Origin of the sequence: Paenibacillus paridis, from assembly GCF_006345825.1 — a bacterium.
Lineage (GTDB): Bacteria > Bacillota > Bacilli > Paenibacillales > Paenibacillaceae > Pristimantibacillus > Pristimantibacillus paridis.
The window spans coordinates 106387-123330 of sequence record NZ_VCIX01000085.1 but is presented as its reverse complement, the minus strand read 5'-3'; the positions used below and the strand labels follow the sequence as shown (position 1 = coordinate 123330).

General features: G+C 51.0%; 13 protein-coding genes. 1 reads left to right on the top strand and 12 read right to left on the bottom strand.

Features of this window, described 5'->3' with window-relative positions:
* Positions 1-201: 201 nt before the first annotated feature.
* The 7 genes from FJQ58_RS13950 to FJQ58_RS13920 all read right to left on the bottom strand — a co-directional run bounded on the left by FJQ58_RS13950 (position 202) and on the right by FJQ58_RS13920 (position 11178).
* Entirely contained in the window at positions 202-645 is a 444-nt protein-coding gene (locus FJQ58_RS13950; RefSeq protein ID WP_139994357.1) for a GatB/YqeY domain-containing protein, read from the bottom strand.
* A 15-nt stretch (positions 646-660) separates the two neighbouring features.
* On the bottom strand, positions 661-834 hold the full coding sequence (gene rpsU, locus FJQ58_RS13945; RefSeq protein ID WP_005547957.1) for a 30S ribosomal protein S21: 174 nt from the start codon (positions 832-834) through the stop codon (positions 661-663).
* Between the two features lie 85 nt (positions 835-919).
* Positions 920-1273, bottom strand: coding sequence for a histidine triad nucleotide-binding protein (locus FJQ58_RS13940; protein WP_139994355.1), 354 nt, complete (start codon positions 1271-1273; stop codon positions 920-922).
* Between the two features lie 318 nt (positions 1274-1591).
* Positions 1592-2185 carry a hypothetical protein gene (locus FJQ58_RS13935; protein WP_139994353.1) on the bottom strand — a complete coding sequence of 198 codons (594 nt, stop codon included), beginning with the start codon at positions 2183-2185 and terminating at the stop codon, positions 1592-1594.
* A gap of 155 nt (positions 2186-2340) precedes the next feature.
* Complete coding sequence (gene addA / locus FJQ58_RS13930; protein ID WP_420799840.1) at positions 2341-6180, bottom strand: helicase-exonuclease AddAB subunit AddA; 3840 nt, start codon at positions 6178-6180, stop codon at positions 2341-2343.
* A gap of 6 nt (positions 6181-6186) precedes the next feature.
* Positions 6187-9702, bottom strand: a complete 3516-nt coding sequence (gene addB / locus FJQ58_RS13925) for a helicase-exonuclease AddAB subunit AddB (RefSeq protein WP_139994349.1) — start codon at positions 9700-9702, stop codon at positions 6187-6189.
* 30 nt (positions 9703-9732) lie between these two features.
* A complete protein-coding gene (locus FJQ58_RS13920; RefSeq protein ID WP_139994347.1) occupies positions 9733-11178 on the bottom strand; it encodes a class I SAM-dependent rRNA methyltransferase in 1446 nt (481 codons plus the stop codon).
* Between the two features lie 70 nt (positions 11179-11248).
* Here FJQ58_RS13920 and FJQ58_RS13915 point away from each other — a divergent pair, with 70 nt between their 5' ends.
* Positions 11249-12229 (top strand): Na/Pi cotransporter family protein, encoded by a 981-nt coding sequence (locus FJQ58_RS13915; RefSeq protein ID WP_139994345.1) that lies wholly within the window; start codon positions 11249-11251, stop codon positions 12227-12229.
* Between the two features lie 2 nt (positions 12230-12231).
* Here the strand turns inward: FJQ58_RS13915 and FJQ58_RS13910 are convergent, their stop codons facing one another.
* The 5 genes from FJQ58_RS13910 to prmA all read right to left on the bottom strand — a co-directional run bounded on the left by FJQ58_RS13910 (position 12232) and on the right by prmA (position 16746).
* Positions 12232-12663 carry an NUDIX hydrolase gene (locus FJQ58_RS13910; protein ID WP_139994343.1) on the bottom strand — a complete coding sequence of 144 codons (432 nt, stop codon included), beginning with the start codon at positions 12661-12663 and terminating at the stop codon, positions 12232-12234.
* A gap of 115 nt (positions 12664-12778) precedes the next feature.
* Positions 12779-14170, bottom strand: coding sequence for a tRNA (N(6)-L-threonylcarbamoyladenosine(37)-C(2))-methylthiotransferase MtaB (gene mtaB / locus FJQ58_RS13905; protein ID WP_139994341.1), 1392 nt, complete (start codon positions 14168-14170; stop codon positions 12779-12781).
* 5 nt (positions 14171-14175) lie between these two features.
* The gene (locus tag FJQ58_RS13900) at positions 14176-14952 is read right to left on the bottom strand and encodes an RsmE family RNA methyltransferase (RefSeq protein WP_139994339.1); all 777 of its coding nucleotides are present in this window, start codon (positions 14950-14952) and stop codon (positions 14176-14178) included.
* Positions 14953-15073: 121 nt separating this feature from the next.
* A complete protein-coding gene (locus tag FJQ58_RS13895; RefSeq protein WP_139994337.1) occupies positions 15074-15748 on the bottom strand; it encodes a site-2 protease family protein in 675 nt (224 codons plus the stop codon).
* Positions 15748-16746 (bottom strand): 50S ribosomal protein L11 methyltransferase, encoded by a 999-nt coding sequence (gene prmA, locus FJQ58_RS13890; RefSeq protein ID WP_139994335.1) that lies wholly within the window; start codon positions 16744-16746, stop codon positions 15748-15750. Before prmA ends, FJQ58_RS13895 begins: the two co-directional genes overlap by 1 nt.
* Positions 16747-16944 lie beyond the last annotated feature (198 nt).

Here is a 16944-nt window from a genome sequence, read left to right as displayed (position 1 = left end):
GGTTCCTCCTTTTTCTCATGTATTGTTCCCTATTACGTACAACAAGCAAAAATGTTTCATTATTCTGTATACACGATATCCGGATGATTTAATCGTTTCTGCGAAACTTATAGAGAAAGTATGAGCAAACTCCTATACTTTCCTATGCTTCAAAAAAAAACACCCCTGAATCAGGGGTGTTTTGTTAGTCCGAATGTTTAGTTAGTTAAGATGTTGCTGTACGAGTTGATTTACTAGCTTACCGTCAGCGCGTCCTTTTGTTTTTGGCAGAAGGGCACTCATAACTTTTCCCATATCGGCTTTGGAAGAAGCACCGAGTTCATGGATGGTCTGCGTTACTATCTCTTGAATCTCTTCTTCAGTCAGCTGTTCGGGAAGGTATTGACTAATAATTTCAATTTCGACCTCAAGACCCGCTACTAAATCATCACGGCTGGCTTTTTTAAATTCTTGGAGGGAATCTTTACGTTGTTTGATTTCACGACTCAATATATCAAGCACTTCGTTATCGTCCAAAGGACGCTTGAGATCGATTTCCAAGTTTTTCACTGACGCGCGCATCATACGAATTACGGAAAGCTTAAACTTGTCCTGATTCTTCATGGCTTGCTTCATATCGTCGGTCAATCTTTCGCTCAGGTTCATTATGGAAGGATCCTCCTAAAACTTTCTCTTGCGCGCAGCCTCAGACTTCTTCTTGCGCTTCACACTTGGCTTTTCATAATGCTTGCGTTTTTTCACCTCAGCTAGAACTCCATCTTTAGCGATGGAACGTTTAAAGCGGCGAAGCGCAGCATCAATAGTTTCGTTTTTGCGAACTTTAGTTTCAGACACCAGTTTTCCCTCCCTCCGAAACAGACCGTCCAGAGCTAATACACGGTTTATCAAATTTCATTATATGTCAAACCAAAAGGCAGTGTCAACTTTGGATATTTGTTAATTGCGGAGAAAGTTTTGTTCCCCCTAGCAAATGGATATGCAAATGGTAAACAACCTGCCCACCATCGGCATTTACATTGTTGACAAGTCGGTAGCCGGAATCCGCAATCCCTTGCTCTTTAGCGATCTGCCGTGCTACTGAGAAGAGCTCCGCCATCACTGCGGCATCATCATCCGTAACTTCATTCATTGTAGGGATATGCTTCTTCGGTATGATGAGAATATGTACTGGAGCAGCAGGCTGTATATCGTGGAACGCCAAGATCCTGTCATTTTCAAATACCTTCTTGGACGGAATCGTGCCTTCAATAATTTTGCAAAAAAGACAGTCCATTCGTTTCACCCCCTGATTCGTAAACTCTTTCTATCATAGCGAAAATTTCGGTACTCGTCCAACTGAGGAGCAGAATCAGCAGGAAACCATCCCATCCCTGCTAATCTCAGATACCCTTTTAATAATAAGGCAGCAATGACAAAGCTATCAATCCTGCAAGCGGAAATACTTGCCTAATTAATCTACCTCTTGGAAAATTAGGGTACGGATAGATCGGATAGCCAATCGGTACCATCCTATTCACAGGTAGGCATTTGGCTACTTCCACGAATCCTTCATGCTATGATGATGCAGCTCTAATCGCTGCTGTTCCGTTCACTAAGGATGAATGGCTTGCTGCAGCTTCTCTACCAGCTCCGGCCAATCAATCCCGCTGGACAAGCGAATAATCGCAATGCGATTGCCTTCAATATTGGTATTGAAATTTTTCAATATACCAGACATCGTCTCAAATATGCCTTTAAGCTCCGCGATGGAAGCCTGCTCCTCGTCGTTCAATGGACCCGCATGGCGTCCAATAGTTTGCAGGGCCGAAACCTTTTCCTCCAAAAATAATGAAAACAGCTCGGCGTTAATCTTCTGCGGCTCCGTTGAAAAACGCTCAGCTTCCTCAGCAAAGGCAATAACTGAGCTGCTATTCGCTCTCATTTTACCGAGCTCGAAATTCAATGAAATCCGCTCTTCCAGCCCCTTGCTTTGCTTCAATGCTTCGAGCAGAGGGAGCAGTTCCTCCACAAATTGCTTGGTTTCCGAGCCCGCCTCGTAAATGCTCTGGCCAGCCTCAAAATTATTTTCCTGCTTATGCTGCAAAAATTGCGAATACAAAAAAACATTGCCAATTAAACTAAACACAAGAATGACAAGTGTAATCGGCAGTGCGATCGAGCGTTTGCCCGTTTGCTGCTGTTCCAACTTCGCTGCCTCCTTTTATGCTATATAAGTTGAACTAAAGTTTTTCGTTAAAGGTAAGAATCCGGCTACAAAGGCGAACGCTTCGTTTCTATAGAACGATCTTCTCACTTCGCTTAACCTTCATTTTTTCAGTTGAACTTATATAAGTTCCTTTGTTAAAGCTGTACCGATTGCCCGCCGTCAAAGAAAAAGACATGGCATTCGTCTACTTTACGGCCCAGCACAGATTCAATCGCTTCTGCATAAAGCTCCAGTTGAAAGCGATGGCGCTCGGCCCCCTCCGTCCATTGCCCGTTATGTATCCGATCCGTCTTGTAATCCAGCAATACGACGCCGGCATCGTCCTCGAACAGGCAATCGATCACCCCTTGAATCAAGATCGGCTCCTTCGTCAGTGAATCCTCCGCGTCCGGATATACACGACTGGCTGGAAACATACTGCTGAACGGCACCTCGCGCCTTACCCAGCCTGCCTGAAGCAAACGTTGACCAAGCTCGCTATCAAAAAAAGCAGCGACTGCCGGTAGGTTAATCGCCTCTGACTGCATCCTGGTCAGCATACGGCGTTCGATCATGCTATCCAGCGTTTCCTTAAGCCTTTGCAAGCTTGTCGGCTCTGAGAGCGGAACATGCTGCATTAGCAAATGGTTTACCGAACCTTTTTCTGCGGCTGTCAGCGACTTCTCCTCCATGAAGGCAGGGCGCCGGAGACGAAACGTGTAGCTCTCTGCAGGAATGGTAGGCGCACCATTTTCCACTGGCTTGCTAGCCCACTGCTCCTCCAAAGGAACGGCATCCTCCAACACTTCCGAATGCAGTCTTTTCATTTCCGTAACCGAGGTTTTGGCTGCTAGCCGCGCCGCTGCTTGATGCGGATACGCCCATGACAACCTTTCCCGAAGCTGAGCGTCCTCCTCCACGCCATCGAGAAGCGACAGCGTCGTTACCGCTTGAAGCCTCTCAAATCTGGCTTCTTCCCGTTCATCCTGCTCCTCGATTGCCGCTGCCGCTTCCGTGCCGAAGAGGGAGGCGGATACGATGCCAGCTTGCCACTGCGGCGCGTTTTGCAGTGCCTGCTCCTTCGCAGCAATTTGAACCGCTGCCAGCGGTCCGAGCCAATCGATGAACGAACGGGCAGCGGCTACACGGAAGTCGGGCATCATGCCATTGGCATCGACGGAGGCAAGCCAGCGCTTCAGCTTGGCTTCTGCGTCTGCTACCGTCGCCACTAGAAACATCTTCTCCTTAGGCCTCGTTAACGCTACGTAGAGGATACGCATTTCCTCAGCCAGCATCTCCTTGCGCATCGCCCTGCGAATCGCCAAATAGGGCAGCGTAGGGTAGCTGATGCGAAGATCAGGGTCTACAAATCGAGGTCCAAAGCCGAGTTCCTTGTGCTTGAGGAACACGCTCCTCACATCCTGTTGATTAAAGAGCTTTCCGAGTCCCGCAACGAACACGACCGGAAATTCAAGTCCTTTGCTCTTGTGGATAGACATGATGCGCACGACGTCCTCCTGCTCCCCAAGTGCCCTGGCCGTTCCCAAATCCCCGCCGCTGTCTCGCATGCGTTCAATAAACCGCAGAAAGCGGAATAAGCCCCTGAAGGATGTTGCCTCGTATTGCCGTGCCCGGTCATGCAGCGCACGCAAATTAGCTTGCCGCTGTGTACCGCCTGGCAGCCCGCCAACGAAATCATAATAGCCGGTCTCGCGGTAGATTTCCCATAGCAGGTCGGCAAGCGAGCCTTGCCTTGCTTCCTCCCGCCAGCGGTCGAGGCTGTCCAAAAACAAGGAAAGCTTGCGGCGAGTCTCCTCAGCCACTAACAAATCGCCGGCAGCAAGCAGCACCGCATCATAATACGATGATTTGGCTGATTGGATGCGAATTCGCGCAAGCTCCTCTGCATTCAGTCCAAATAAAGGAGATCGCAAGGCCGCGGCCAGCGGAATATCCTGATACGGATTATCGATGACGCGAAGCAGGGACAGCATCGTCTCCACTTCCGTTGCGTCAAAATAACCGCTGCTGAGCTCAGCGTAAGCCGGAATGCCGCTGCCTTGCAATTCCTCGATTATAATGGGCGCCCACTGCTGCGTCGCACGCAGCAAAATAACGACATCTCTCCATTGCAAAGACCGATTTTCACGCCTTTTGCCGTCATAAACCTGAAATCCGCTGTCAATTAGCGACTTCAGCTGCTGCGCGATCCAGCGAGCCTCGAGCTCAGCTGCCTTGAGTTCAGCTGCCGACTCTACAGGAGTGCCGCTTCCGTCTTGCTCGCCTTCTTCCGAGGACTCCGTAGAATCTGAATCCTCGGCTCCCGAGAGCTCCTCTTCCTCCATCGTGCCTTTGTTCAATACCGCAAATTCGACCTGATAACGGTCAACTGGCAGGGGAGCCGGATAGGAAGCGCCGCATACAAGCTCAGCACGTGCATCATAATCCATTTCTGCTACGTTCTCGCGCATAATCGCACGAAATACCGCATTGACTCCGTCGACGACCTCTGACCGGCTCCTGAAATTGCGGGCCAAATCGATGCGCACTGCGCCTCCGACTTCTGTTTTCGGACGGTTGCCTGCTGCCCTTAGCGACAGATATGATTTGTATTTCTGCAAAAACAGTTTCGGCTCTGCAAGCCTAAAGCCATAGATGCTTTGCTTTACATCCCCGACCATAAACCGGTTCCCCGTTCCCGGGCGTTCGATTAGCGATACGATGGCTTCCTGCACCATATTGGTATCTTGGTATTCGTCCAATAAGATTTCATCGAACTGCTGCTGGAATTCGAAAGCCGCGATAGATGGATTCATGCTCTCCGGCGTTGAGGACGGATCTCGCAAAATACGCAGGCAATAATGCTCCAAATCACCAAAATCTAGTAAGCCTTTGGCACGTTTTGCTGCCTCATAAGCTTGTCCGAATTCGATGACGAGCTCCGCTAACGCTTTCATCAAAGGAGCAAGCTCGCGAAGCTCCTCCAAAAATTGCTCAGCCGTTCTGCCAAACAATTCATCCGCGAGCGAAGAAACCAGCTTCTTCGCGTTATCGCGCAGCTCCTTGGCCTGCTCCTGGAGCGACTTGTCATATTCATCGCCGCGCATTGCCTTAAGCTTGCCGAACTGAGCCGCTTGAAACGGCTCTATCCAGCTTTCCCATGGCATCGTATAAATGATCTCTGCCAGCGAGCTTACCAGCTCCAAGTCATCGTCCAACGTAGCGGCATAAGGGGCGGGACCTGCCGGCATGTGCGTCAACTCAAGCGCTTGGTGCAGCAAAGAACCTGCCCCTTCGAGCGTAAGCTGGATGTCATTTTTCAGACTGGCGATCCACTCGCTGCCTTGCAAGGCAGCGACATCTGCAACATCGAAAGCTTTCGCCGTTTCCCTCAGCCAATGCGCTGGCCACGGATGGCTTTGCGCAAAATCATAGAGCTGCTGGACAAGGCGGTAGAGGGGCTCGTCACCGCGCTCACCGCCGTAACGATCCGCTAAGCGGAGAAAGGCACCTTCGTCGTTAGCTCCTTCGTACTTTTGTTCAAACAGCTGATCAAGCACATCAAGTCGCATCAGCTCGCTCTCCGTCTCATTGGCAATACGAAAGCCGGGATCGAGGCCGATCAAAGAATAATATCGCCGAATAACGTCCATGCAAAACGAATGCAGCGTTGTAATGGAAGCTCGGTTCATTAAAGCCAGCTGGCGGCGCAAATGCTCAGAATCAGGCTGCCGCTCAAGCTCAAGCTCCAAAGCAAGGCGGATACGATCCTTCATTTCAGCTGCCGCAGCCTTCGTAAAGGTAGCAACCAGCAGACGGTCAACATCGGTATTCGCCGATATTTTGCGAATGATACGCTCAACAAGAACGGCCGTCTTGCCTGAACCCGCTGCTGCTGCAACAAGTATGTTGGAGCCGCTCGTTACGATAGCATCCCACTGATCGTCCGTCCATGTGCTGTTTTCCGGCTTTGGAGAATCCTTTGCCGTATGCATCATCTTCTACTCCCTCTCCAACTGCTGCCAAATCTCTTCTTTCGAAGGCTTGCTCAGTTTCCTATAATCATTGCCTTCGAATTGGGCATCGAATTGGCAAACCGCTTTGTAGTCGCAATATTGACAAGGTGTCTTGGTCCCCATACGATAAGGCTCAATGGACACCTCTCCAGCCTGTATCGCGCTTCCAATGCGGCTAATAGTCGTTCTAACCGAATGTCTCAATACGTCCCATTGCTCATTTGTCACGACGGAGGAGCTGCTGTAAAAGCTTCCGTCTCTCTTTAAAGCTACAGGCAGCAGCTCGGAATATCCGGTCTCGAGTTCGTCATCCATCAATTTGACAGTCGTAGCATCTGCCGATACAAGGCCTTTCATCTTGAAGCGCTTGAGCAACCTGCTGCTGGCTTCAATGGGACTAATGCCGTTGGTCAGCGCAAGCACCGGATTATGCACATGAAAATACAACACGCCAGCAGGCGACGCAGCCTGGCCAAGCCATGAAGAAGCATGCGTAACAAGAACGTCGAGGTAAGTCAACATTTGCAGCGATAAGCCAAATGCGACCTCCTCCAGCCTTAAATTCGTGGAACTGGATTTATAGTCAAGCACGCGCAGCAGAAGGCCTTCCTCGGTCTCAGCCGCATCGACGCGGTCAATTCTGCCGATAATCTCCATCTCACCCCCGCCCTCAAGCGGGATGCGCAGAGAAGGCAAAGTGCCGTCTGGGCCAAAATCAACCTCCGTTCCAACTGGCTGAAACTTTGCTCTTCGAGCGTGCTCGCCAAGCATAAGAGCCGCTTGACCAACAATCTCTTTCAGCTTGCGTGCAATATATTGAAATCGGCTGCTGCTGAGCAGAATTTGCGATTGCAGCTTTGGCGTCAGCTCGTCAACTGTCCGTGAGGCGACCGCCTTCAGCTCGGCTTCAGAAGCCTGCCCCCAGCCGCCGCCAAGTCCGGATGTCATTTTGCTAAGCGCCGCATGGAAGAGCTGCCCGACATCAGGCGCGTCAAGGCGGTACAGCTTTCTCTCCCGCAGCTTCAAGCCATGAATGGCAAAATGCTGAAATGGGCAAGACACGAACCGCTCCATGCGAGAAACGCTGACCTGCAGCCGCGCTCCATAAAGTTCCCTTGCCGTGTCCTTAGTGAGCAAATGCTCTTGGTTTACGTAGGTCAAGGAGCCTGTCAAAAGCTGCAGCTTCCGCTGCCATTCCGGCCTGACTGCAAACCAGTTGTACATATCCCACCAGAACGGGGCAATATCCGCTCCATTCTGCCATTTTCGAATGGCAGCAATCAGATAGGACAATGTCCGCTGCGGCTGCGACACGAACATCCGCTGCTCTGCGATAGACAAGCTTGGCGAAGGCTCTGCCGCCACGCTTTGAACAGAAATGCCGGGAAACAGCTGGCGGACATGACGGATGATTTCAGAGGGCAACAGGCTTTTCCCTTCTTCATCCGCTTGTGCCCAGCTCAACCACAGATGCCTGCTTGGCGTAGTTAACGCATTGTAAATCATAAACCGTTCATCCAGCAAACGGCGCCTTACGCCGGGCGCCATGGCTATGCCATCCTCTGCCAGCCGCTCGCGCTCCTGCTCGGTCAGAATGCCATCTTCCTTCACCCTCATCGGCATCACGCCATCGTTGGCGCCAAGTACGTAAGACACCTTGACCTGTCCCGATCTCGTACGATCCATGCTGCCGATCAGCACCTGATCGAGTGCCGGCGGCACGGCTGCAAGCTTTAGGCTATCCAGCCCGGCTTCGATCATGCCGGCAAACAGCTCTGGCGATACCGTCTGCGCTCCTGCAAGCTCAACCAATTGGTCAAGCAGCTGCATCACGCTGTCCCAGAGCTGCCGGTGGCTTCTGGCCCGTTGCGTCTTGCCTGCTTGGGCATCCTGAATGCCCCAACGCTCTAAACGGTCTGCTGCGCCTGAGTGGTCAAGGAGCAGGTACAGCGCCTCGCACATCTCCTGAACATTGCCCGCTTTCTTCAACGCTTCTCCGAACCGTTTAAGCGGCTGTACGACAGCTTCCCTTGCAGCTAGCACAATATCAAATTCCCGCTGCGCTTTCTCGCTGATTTTAACTGCGATGTCTTCATCATCATCCAATGAGACTGGCACAAGCGGATGCCATCGCTTCTTATCGAGCCATTTCCAGCCGTCTATGCCAGCGGCGAGCGCGTAGTTTTCAAGCAAATCGAACCACTCGCGAAGCAAGCTCCCATCCATCGGAAACAGCATCTCTGTCTTTACGCAGCGGAACACCGCGTCGTAACGCCACCCGAACAAAACCGTCTCCAGTGAGGACCTAATAAACTCCACAAGCGGATGATGGACAGCCTTCTCCTTCTGGTCCACAAAAAAAGGAATGTTGTAATCTGCGAAGACCAAGCCGATGTAGTCCGAGTAGTCCTCACTATTGCGCACCAAGACCGCAGCATCGCGCCAGCGGAGCCCCTCGTGCTGTGCTCTGCGGACAAGATCCCTGGCTACAGCCTCTACCTCAGCACGGCGATTGGCGGCAGCATGCAAGGATACGCCGCATTGAGCATGGTCAATATCGAGCATGGAACGGTCCGTGATGAGCATCGGCACGCGTTCTCCATAATGCTTCTCCAAATGGGCAAGCATCGGACTGTCCTTGAAACGGGCCGGCAGGGTTTCTCCAAGGAGGGTTGGCGGCAAAACATCCACATCGTATTTCGCCGCTAGCTCCAGCAGCTTGTTATAGGTTTCAGCAGTAGGGTGAAACAAATCCAGCTCATGCGGCTGCTCACCCGGTAGATAAGGCCGATTAAGCGTAAGGGTGACGGTTACTTGTGCCGAAGAAGCCATTAGCGCCCCTAACGCTTCGTATTCCGTCGGCGTGAAACCAAAGAAGCCGTCGACCCAAATTTGTATGCCTTGCATCGCTGAGGCTCCGGCAAAGCCATTTTGCAAATAACGCAAATAATCCTCGGCGTCGATATACATGCCCGCGAGTTCCTGCTCCATCTGACTATAGATAAGCTGCAAATCATGCAGTTTTCGATTTAATAATGTAGACTTCCCTGCTCCCGAGGCGGAAGCCTCCGTCTGGCCTTGCAGCATCTCTGAATCAATCCCGTACCGTTTCCATTCAGTCAGCAGCTCTGCCAGCCTATCAATAAAGCCGGGCTGCTCTGCACCGCTTTGAAACAGCTCCAGCTGCTGCCCAAGCCGGTGTACGATCTTGTAAAGCAGCATATGCTTTCCCGTATCGCCGATCGGAACGAGTGCCGTTCCGCCCGTTTCCTGCATGACGCGAAAGGCCAGACGCCGAAAGCTCAGCGCCTGTGCCCTAATCGTGCCGTTTAAACCGCCAGTTTGAAGAAGAGCATATTCCGTCTGAAAGGTGGCCTGCTCCGGAACAAGCATCACGAGCGGAGGCCCATCCGGCTCGCCCCGCAGCTGGTCCCTGATTTCGTTCAAGCAATAGGACGTTTTACCGGTTCCGGAACGTCCAATGACAAAGCGAAGCGACATGTGCAGCCCTCCCTTGTATTTCCACTTGGATTATTTGCTTCTTACTTCAAAAATCGCGAATTTTAAATAATGTCCTTCGTTGACGCCAAGCAATTGCGGGTGATCTTTCCCTGCGGCGCGCCATTCCACCAAGCGCAGCTGCTTGCCTGCATCCACGGCGGCTTCTTGAATAGTCTCCAAAAACAATTCCGGACGCATATGGTACGAGCAGCTTGCCGTGACGAGATATCCCCCTTCATTCACTAGCTTGAGTCCTTGCAGGTTAATGTCTTTGTATCCGCGGCAAGCGCCAGCCACAGCACTCTTCGTTTTGGCAAAGGCAGGCGGGTCCAGAATGACTACGTCCCATGTTCGACCTGCAGAGCTCTCCAGCTTCTTCGACGTATCCACGCCGCCTAGGCTGCGCTGCTTGCGCTCATCGATTCCTTTGACCTGGGCGCGCAAATATTCAAAGGCGTCAGCGACGACAAATTCTACCCGGTCCGTAAAGCCATTGCGCTCTACATTGCGTTTGGCAGTCTCGATTGCGTGCTCCGATACATCGAGGCATGTCACTTTCTTCGCCCCATATTTACAAGCATGCAAAGTAAAGCTTCCGGTATGGGCAAAGCACTCTAGCACGGAGGCCCCATCCCAATAAGGGAACGTAACGATCTTGCCATTAGCGTTTACAGGTACAAGATCTGTTGCTTCACCAGTCCGAGTCGAGGCTTCAAGAGCTTCCTTATCTCCCGCTTCAGCCGCTGCACGGCTTGCCAGACGGATGCCGCTGCGGCCTCCCCAGCCTGTCATTAGCGGTGCAATAGCGGCCCGGTTCTCGCGTTGGTCGAAGAAATAGCCCGTTTTCTGGCCTTCAACGATATCGACCTCCAGCTTTAATCCGTTCTCTTCAATTTCAATAATGGACGGACATTCGCCATAAAGCACGCCCGTCCGCTCCTCCAGACCCTCCAGCGTACGAACGCTCACATCGCTTCGCTCATAAATCCCCTGAGGCTGAAATACATCGATTAGCGCCTCAATCAGCGCTTCCCTGCGAACATCCATCCCCAAAGTCAGAAGCTGAAGAACCAACACATGATTAAAGCGGTCGACAACTAGACCAGGAAGGAAATCCGCTTCCCCGTAAACGAGACGGCAATCACCGTCGGCTACGAAACGGCGGCGATGCTCTGCGCATGCACGAAGCCGGCTGCGGAAAAAATCAGCATCCATAGCAGCAATCGGCTGATAAGCAACGATGCGCACCGTAATTTGGGACTTTGGATTCCAATACCCTGTTGCCAAATAGCGGCCTTGATGGTTAACGACATCTACCAAATCCCCTGGCTGCGCGTCACCCTCCAGTCGGTCGATTTCCGTTGCATAAACCCAGGGATGACCTTGTTCCAATCGTTTCTTTCTTGCTTTCAATAGATAAATTTTCGGATGGCTCACGTTGTTTTCTCTTCCCCTCGTTTGGATAATGCTTGTCATGCTTGTACTTACAACAGCATATGTATAGTTACGAAATGCACCCTTTACAAACAGATAAGGAGAGCATCCCATGATTCATTCTATTCTCATTCCCATGCTTCTTGGTTTCGCAGTATTCATGTGCGGCATGAAGCTGATGGAGCTCGCTCTACACCGTTTAGCCGGTCCATTCCTGACAGGCGTACTCGAGAGTTCAACAGCAACGCCGATCCACGGACTAGCGATAGGCACGGTCACTACTGCTTTTCTTCAAAGCAGCACCGCTGTTACCGTCCTTGCAATCGGGATGGTGAACGCCGGCTTGCTAACCTTTCCGCGCACGCTCGGCATCATTCTGGGCACCAATATCGGCACCTGCATCACGACAGAGCTTATTGGTTTAAATTTGAACAAGCTTGCTGTGCCCTTACTCGCTGTATCTTTGGCGATCTGGATCGCTACGGCCATGCTTGGCGAATTGCGCATCGTGCCAGCGCTTCGCAATACCCGTTGGCTGGATCCGCTTCGTTCCTCTTCGGTCGTTCTTTGCGGATTTGCTTTGCTGCTAACTGGAATGGGAATGATGCAAGGCGTAGGCCCCGCTGTTCAAGACAGCCCTTTTTTCAGTTGGTTTCTCGATAAAGCAGGCGAGAGCCTATGGTGGGGACTAGCAGCCGGCGCCGTTCTTACTGCTGCCGTTCACAGCAGCGCGGCCGTTATCGGAATCATTATGGGCTTTGTATCCGTAGGCGCAATGCCAATTGAACTGGGCATTGCCGTGGTGCTCGGCGCAAATATCGGCACATGCGCGACTGCTTTGCTTGCCTCCATCGGCGGAACAAAAGCGGGACAATATGTCGCTTGGTCTCATGTTGTGCTAAATGCTGGGGGAGCTTTGCTATTTATGCCCTTTGTAGGAGAGCTTACCTCCCTATCCGAATGGATATCTGCAACCCCTGCCGGGCAAATTGCCCATACGCAAACGATCTTTAACGTACTGAGCTCTTTAATTGCGCTTCCGTTCTGCTATCTTGGCATCTTTCGCCGCCTCGGGCCGTCAGCACGGCACTAATACTAATCCGTTTGCAAACCGAGCAATTGGAAAGCGCCTGCAACAATGCGATGATTGTTATCGTAGCCCGATTGTTTCTGCCGTCTCCAGGCATCCTGGGGCTCGAACCAATCTACTCCGCGTATCTCTTCCACCTGGGCCTGCAAGGAGCCTCCTACGGCTTCTACCAAATAATAATGGACCTCTTTATCTACGGAGCCCAGCTTCTCATGCTCATACTTATATTTAATCTGGTCAATGGGAGCGATAATGACGCCTTCAAGCCCGGTTTCTTCAGCGATTTCCCGCAAGGCCGTCTGTTCAATTGTTTCGCCGGCTTCCATTTTCCCTTTTGGCAGCGATACTTTTCCGTAACGATCCTGAATGAGCTGAATTTGAAGCTTTCCTTCCTCGTTTCGGCGATATACGACACCGCCTGCTGAAATTTCCTTCATGTCCGTTTCCCCCCTGCAGCATTCATTTGGATAGTATATGCAGCAAAGGATTCCTCCATCGATTCCCGAAAGGGAATCGATTAGCAAAGGAACCCCCGCATTGATCTGGCTTTGGTTATGCTCTTATCGCTTCTGGACGTTCCAGAACAAAGCTATGCAATTCAGTATCATTATCTGCTGCGGGTAGCTCATCCAAAACGCGAACCAGCTTGGCGCGGCATTCGTTTACGCCCGCTTCCGTAATTTTGACCCGGCAAAGCTTTCCGATCAAGGCTTCGGTACCGTTGAATACCACTTGAATATAGTTATCCGTGTAGCCCATCACGAGCCCTGTTCCAGGCGCTCCTTTATAATCCCGCTCAGGAATGACATCAAGCACCTGACCCACATACTGCTTCGCGTATGCAAGCTGCATTTTCTCTGATAAGTCGATTAGCTTGTGCACGCGTTCGTTCTTAATCTCGTCTTCGACTTGCTCATCCATCCGGGCAGCAGGCGTTCCCGTACGTTTCGAGTATGGGAACACATGCATTTCAGCAAACTTCAGATCCTCCATGAAGCGGAAGCCGCTCTCAAACATCTCTTCCGTTTCACCAGGGAAGCCCACAATAACGTCCGTCGTAATCGCTACGCCAGGCATGGCTTCGTGCAGCCTCTTGATCTTTGCTGCAAACTCCGCAGTCGTATACTTGCGGCGCATACGCTTTAGCACGGAGTCCTCTCCCGCTTGAAGCGGAATATGAAGGTGACGGCACATTTTGGTTGAACGGTTCAATACGTCGATCATCGCGTCATCGATTTGGCTTGCTTCAATGGAGCTGATCCGAATCCGCTCGAGACCCTCAATTTTGTCCAAATCCCAAAGGAGGCTCGTTAGATTGTAATTTTCCATATCATCGCCATAGCCACCCGTGTGAATGCCCGTCAATACGATTTCCTTATAACCCGAGGCTACTAGCTGCTTCGCCTGCTCCAGCACGCTTTGAGGCGCACGGCTGCGTGAGAGGCCCCGCGACCACGGAATAATGCAGAAGGTGCAGAAATTATTGCATCCTTCCTGAATTTTCAGAAATGCCCTCGTCCGTTCGGAAAAGTCCGGAACGTCCAACTCTTCAAAGTCACGCGTCTTCATAATGTTGCGCACAGCGTTGACCGGTTTGCGGTCACCTTGAATCTGATCAACAAAGCTCATAATTTTCTCGCGGTCCTGTGTCCCGATGACAAGGTCCACGCCTTCGATTGCCATAATTTCCGCGGGAGAGGTCTGAGCATAACAGCCAGTTACCGCAATGACGGCATCCGGATTGCGGCGCACAGCCCGTCTAATAATCTGGCGGCTCTTCTTATCTCCCGTATTTGTCACGGTACATGTATTAATTAAATAAACATCAGCGGTCGCTTCGAAATCGACCTGCTCGTAACCTTCGTTCTTAAATAGCTGCCAAATCGCTTCTGTATCATAGAAGTTTACTTTGCAGCCCAGCGTATAAAATGCGACTGTTGGCATAGTTGTTACGCTCCTCCCATTTCTCCGGATTCATATAATAAGCAGGTTAATCCTACAAGGCCTGCTGTTTCCGTTCTTAATATTCTTCTGCCGAGTCCCGTCAGTACGGCACCTGCAGCTTCTGCCTCTTTCGCTTCCCGGTCTGTAAAGCCTCCCTCGGACCCTACGATAAGCAGCACTTTCGCTGCACCGACCGTAGATGCGCTTTGCCGCCATTCTTCAACCGCGGAACGAATCCCTCTTCCATGGGCAGCGTGACCTTCGCGCTCGTAGCAAAACAGGACCAGATCATAATCGCCTATCGCTTGAACCAGCTCACGCCAGCTCTTCAATGGCTCAATAGCCGGAATCCGGCTGCGATGGGCTTGCTCCGCTGCTTCCTTAGCGATTTTGCTCCATCGCTCTATCCGTTTCGCTTCCTTCTTGGCATCGTACTGCACAACCATCCGCTCCGACTGAAAAGGAATAAACGCGTAAGCGCCAATCTCAGTCCCTTTCTGGATGACCAGCTCCATCTTATCGCCTTTGGGCAAACTTTGCGCAATGGTGACGGACCATGCAGGTTCGCTGTCCGCATCTAGCATTTCAATGATTTCCGCTGTTATTAGCGTTGGAGAAGCTTCCGCTACAGCAACCAACGCCGTCCGCGACTGCCCGTCGCTAACGATGAATTTATCGCCAGGCTTCGAACGCATGACCCTGACCGCGTGATGCGCATCCTCGCCCGTTAAGCGAATCTCGTTGTCTCCGAATTGCTCCGCCGCTACAAAATATCGTTGCATCTTAATTCATAACCACCCTTAAACAAATTCCATCCTTCATAATAGCATGTATAGCTGTTCTAAATCTATCAGAAACCGTTGCCAAGCCGTTCTTTCCCAATTTCACAACGTATGGTTAGCTTTAGAAAAAAACATCGTAAGCGAACCTTAACATATCGCTTGCCATTGTGCTGCCAATCGACAATATCGGGTCCAGCGTTACGCGCCGAAGCGGTGGAATAAACACGATGAGCAGGAAAATGAACATGCCCCATTGCACATTTTGATCCATTTTGTACCGAATCTTAAGCGGCAATAGATCAGCGATGATCCGGTAGCCATCTAGCGGAGGCAAAGGAATTAAATTAAAAATAAACAGCAAAAAATTATAGGATATAAAATACATGAAAAACCTTTGTATCGCTGCACTGACTCCCTGAGAGCTTGCTTCCAATACACCTGCCGCATCAAGCCCAACGAACAGGAAAACCCCGATAATTCCCATCAACAAATTGCTTAAAGGACCTACCACCGTGACGATAATGCTCATTAGCCGCGGACTGCTGAATTTACTCGGATTGACCGGAACGGGCTTTGCCCATCCAAAACCTGCGATTAAGATCAAAACCATGCCTAATACATCCAGATGGACGCGTGGGTTCAGCGTAACCCGGCCTGCGTTGTAGGCAGTATCGTCGCCAAACTTATACGCGCTGTAAGCATGCGCAAATTCATGCACCGTAAAGGAAATGATCAGTGCCAGTACGATAAACGGCAAATCCTCTAGCGGATTCCGAAAAAAACTTTGCAGATCCATTAAACCACCTGCGGCTTTCTCGCAACGAATGCAATCCATTCCTCATCGCGGCGCTTCTCGACAAGTTCAAACCCAGAGCGGATTAAGCCTTCTTCCACGTCTGTTTCTTTATTCTTGTACACACCAGAAGCAATGTAAATGCCGTTCGGCTTAAGCGCTTCATATACATCATCAACGAACAACAATATGATCTCTGCCAAAATATTCGCAACGACCAGATCCACGGGCACAGTTACGCCCATGGATTGGCTGCCAGACGTTTTCTCTAGAGCGGCTGAATCTTCCTTGATCACACCAAGCAAATCGCTAAGCCTGACTTCGACTTGCTCTGACAAATCGTTCAGCTTGACGTTCTCGGTTGCACTCGACACCGCGATCGGGTCCAAATCAAGCGCAACTACGCTCTTCGCGCCTAATCGGCATGCGCCTATAGCAAGAATACCAGACCCTGTTCCAACATCGATAACTTCTTCTCCACCGCGTATTACGGATTCAAGGGTCTGCAAGCAAAGCGCTGTAGTCGGGTGAGTGCCTGTCCCGAAAGCCATGCCGGGATCGAGTTCAATAATGCGCTCGTTTTCGCTTGCCTCATATTCTTCCCATGTAGGCTTAATCGTTAACGTATCCGAGACGCGGAGCGGCTTAAAGTATTGCTTCCATGCCGTGGCCCAGTCCTCATCATCTACGACAAGTGCAGTGTATTCTACATTGCCAGGATCAATATCGAACTCGCGCAGCTCCTCGACGCGCGGTCTAATCGCCGCAATCAACGCATCTGTATCCGTGTCTTCGCCAAAATACCCCTTAATTACGGCCTGCCCTTCTGGAATATCATTAAGCGGAAGCTCATACCATTGGCCGAGCGACGTATCGCGCTGCTTGCTGAGCGTCCCTGATTCTTCTATCGAAACGCCCCCTGCTCCCAATTCATGCAAAAAGTTCGATATCATCTCTTGCGCCTCTTCGGTTGTAGAGATTGTAATTTCATGCCATTTCATATGTAGTATCCTCCAATAACAATCGTAAACGGCTATCGCCGACTCTCGTCAGCCAGACAAACGTTTCGCTATAAAAACCTAACATCTATTGTACACCAGAGTACCGCCTTTGCACAAAGAAATGACAGATGCGACCGTCCGCGGCAATTATGCTACAATCATTACAAAACGCGCCAAAGGAGCCGGCTATACGTTAAC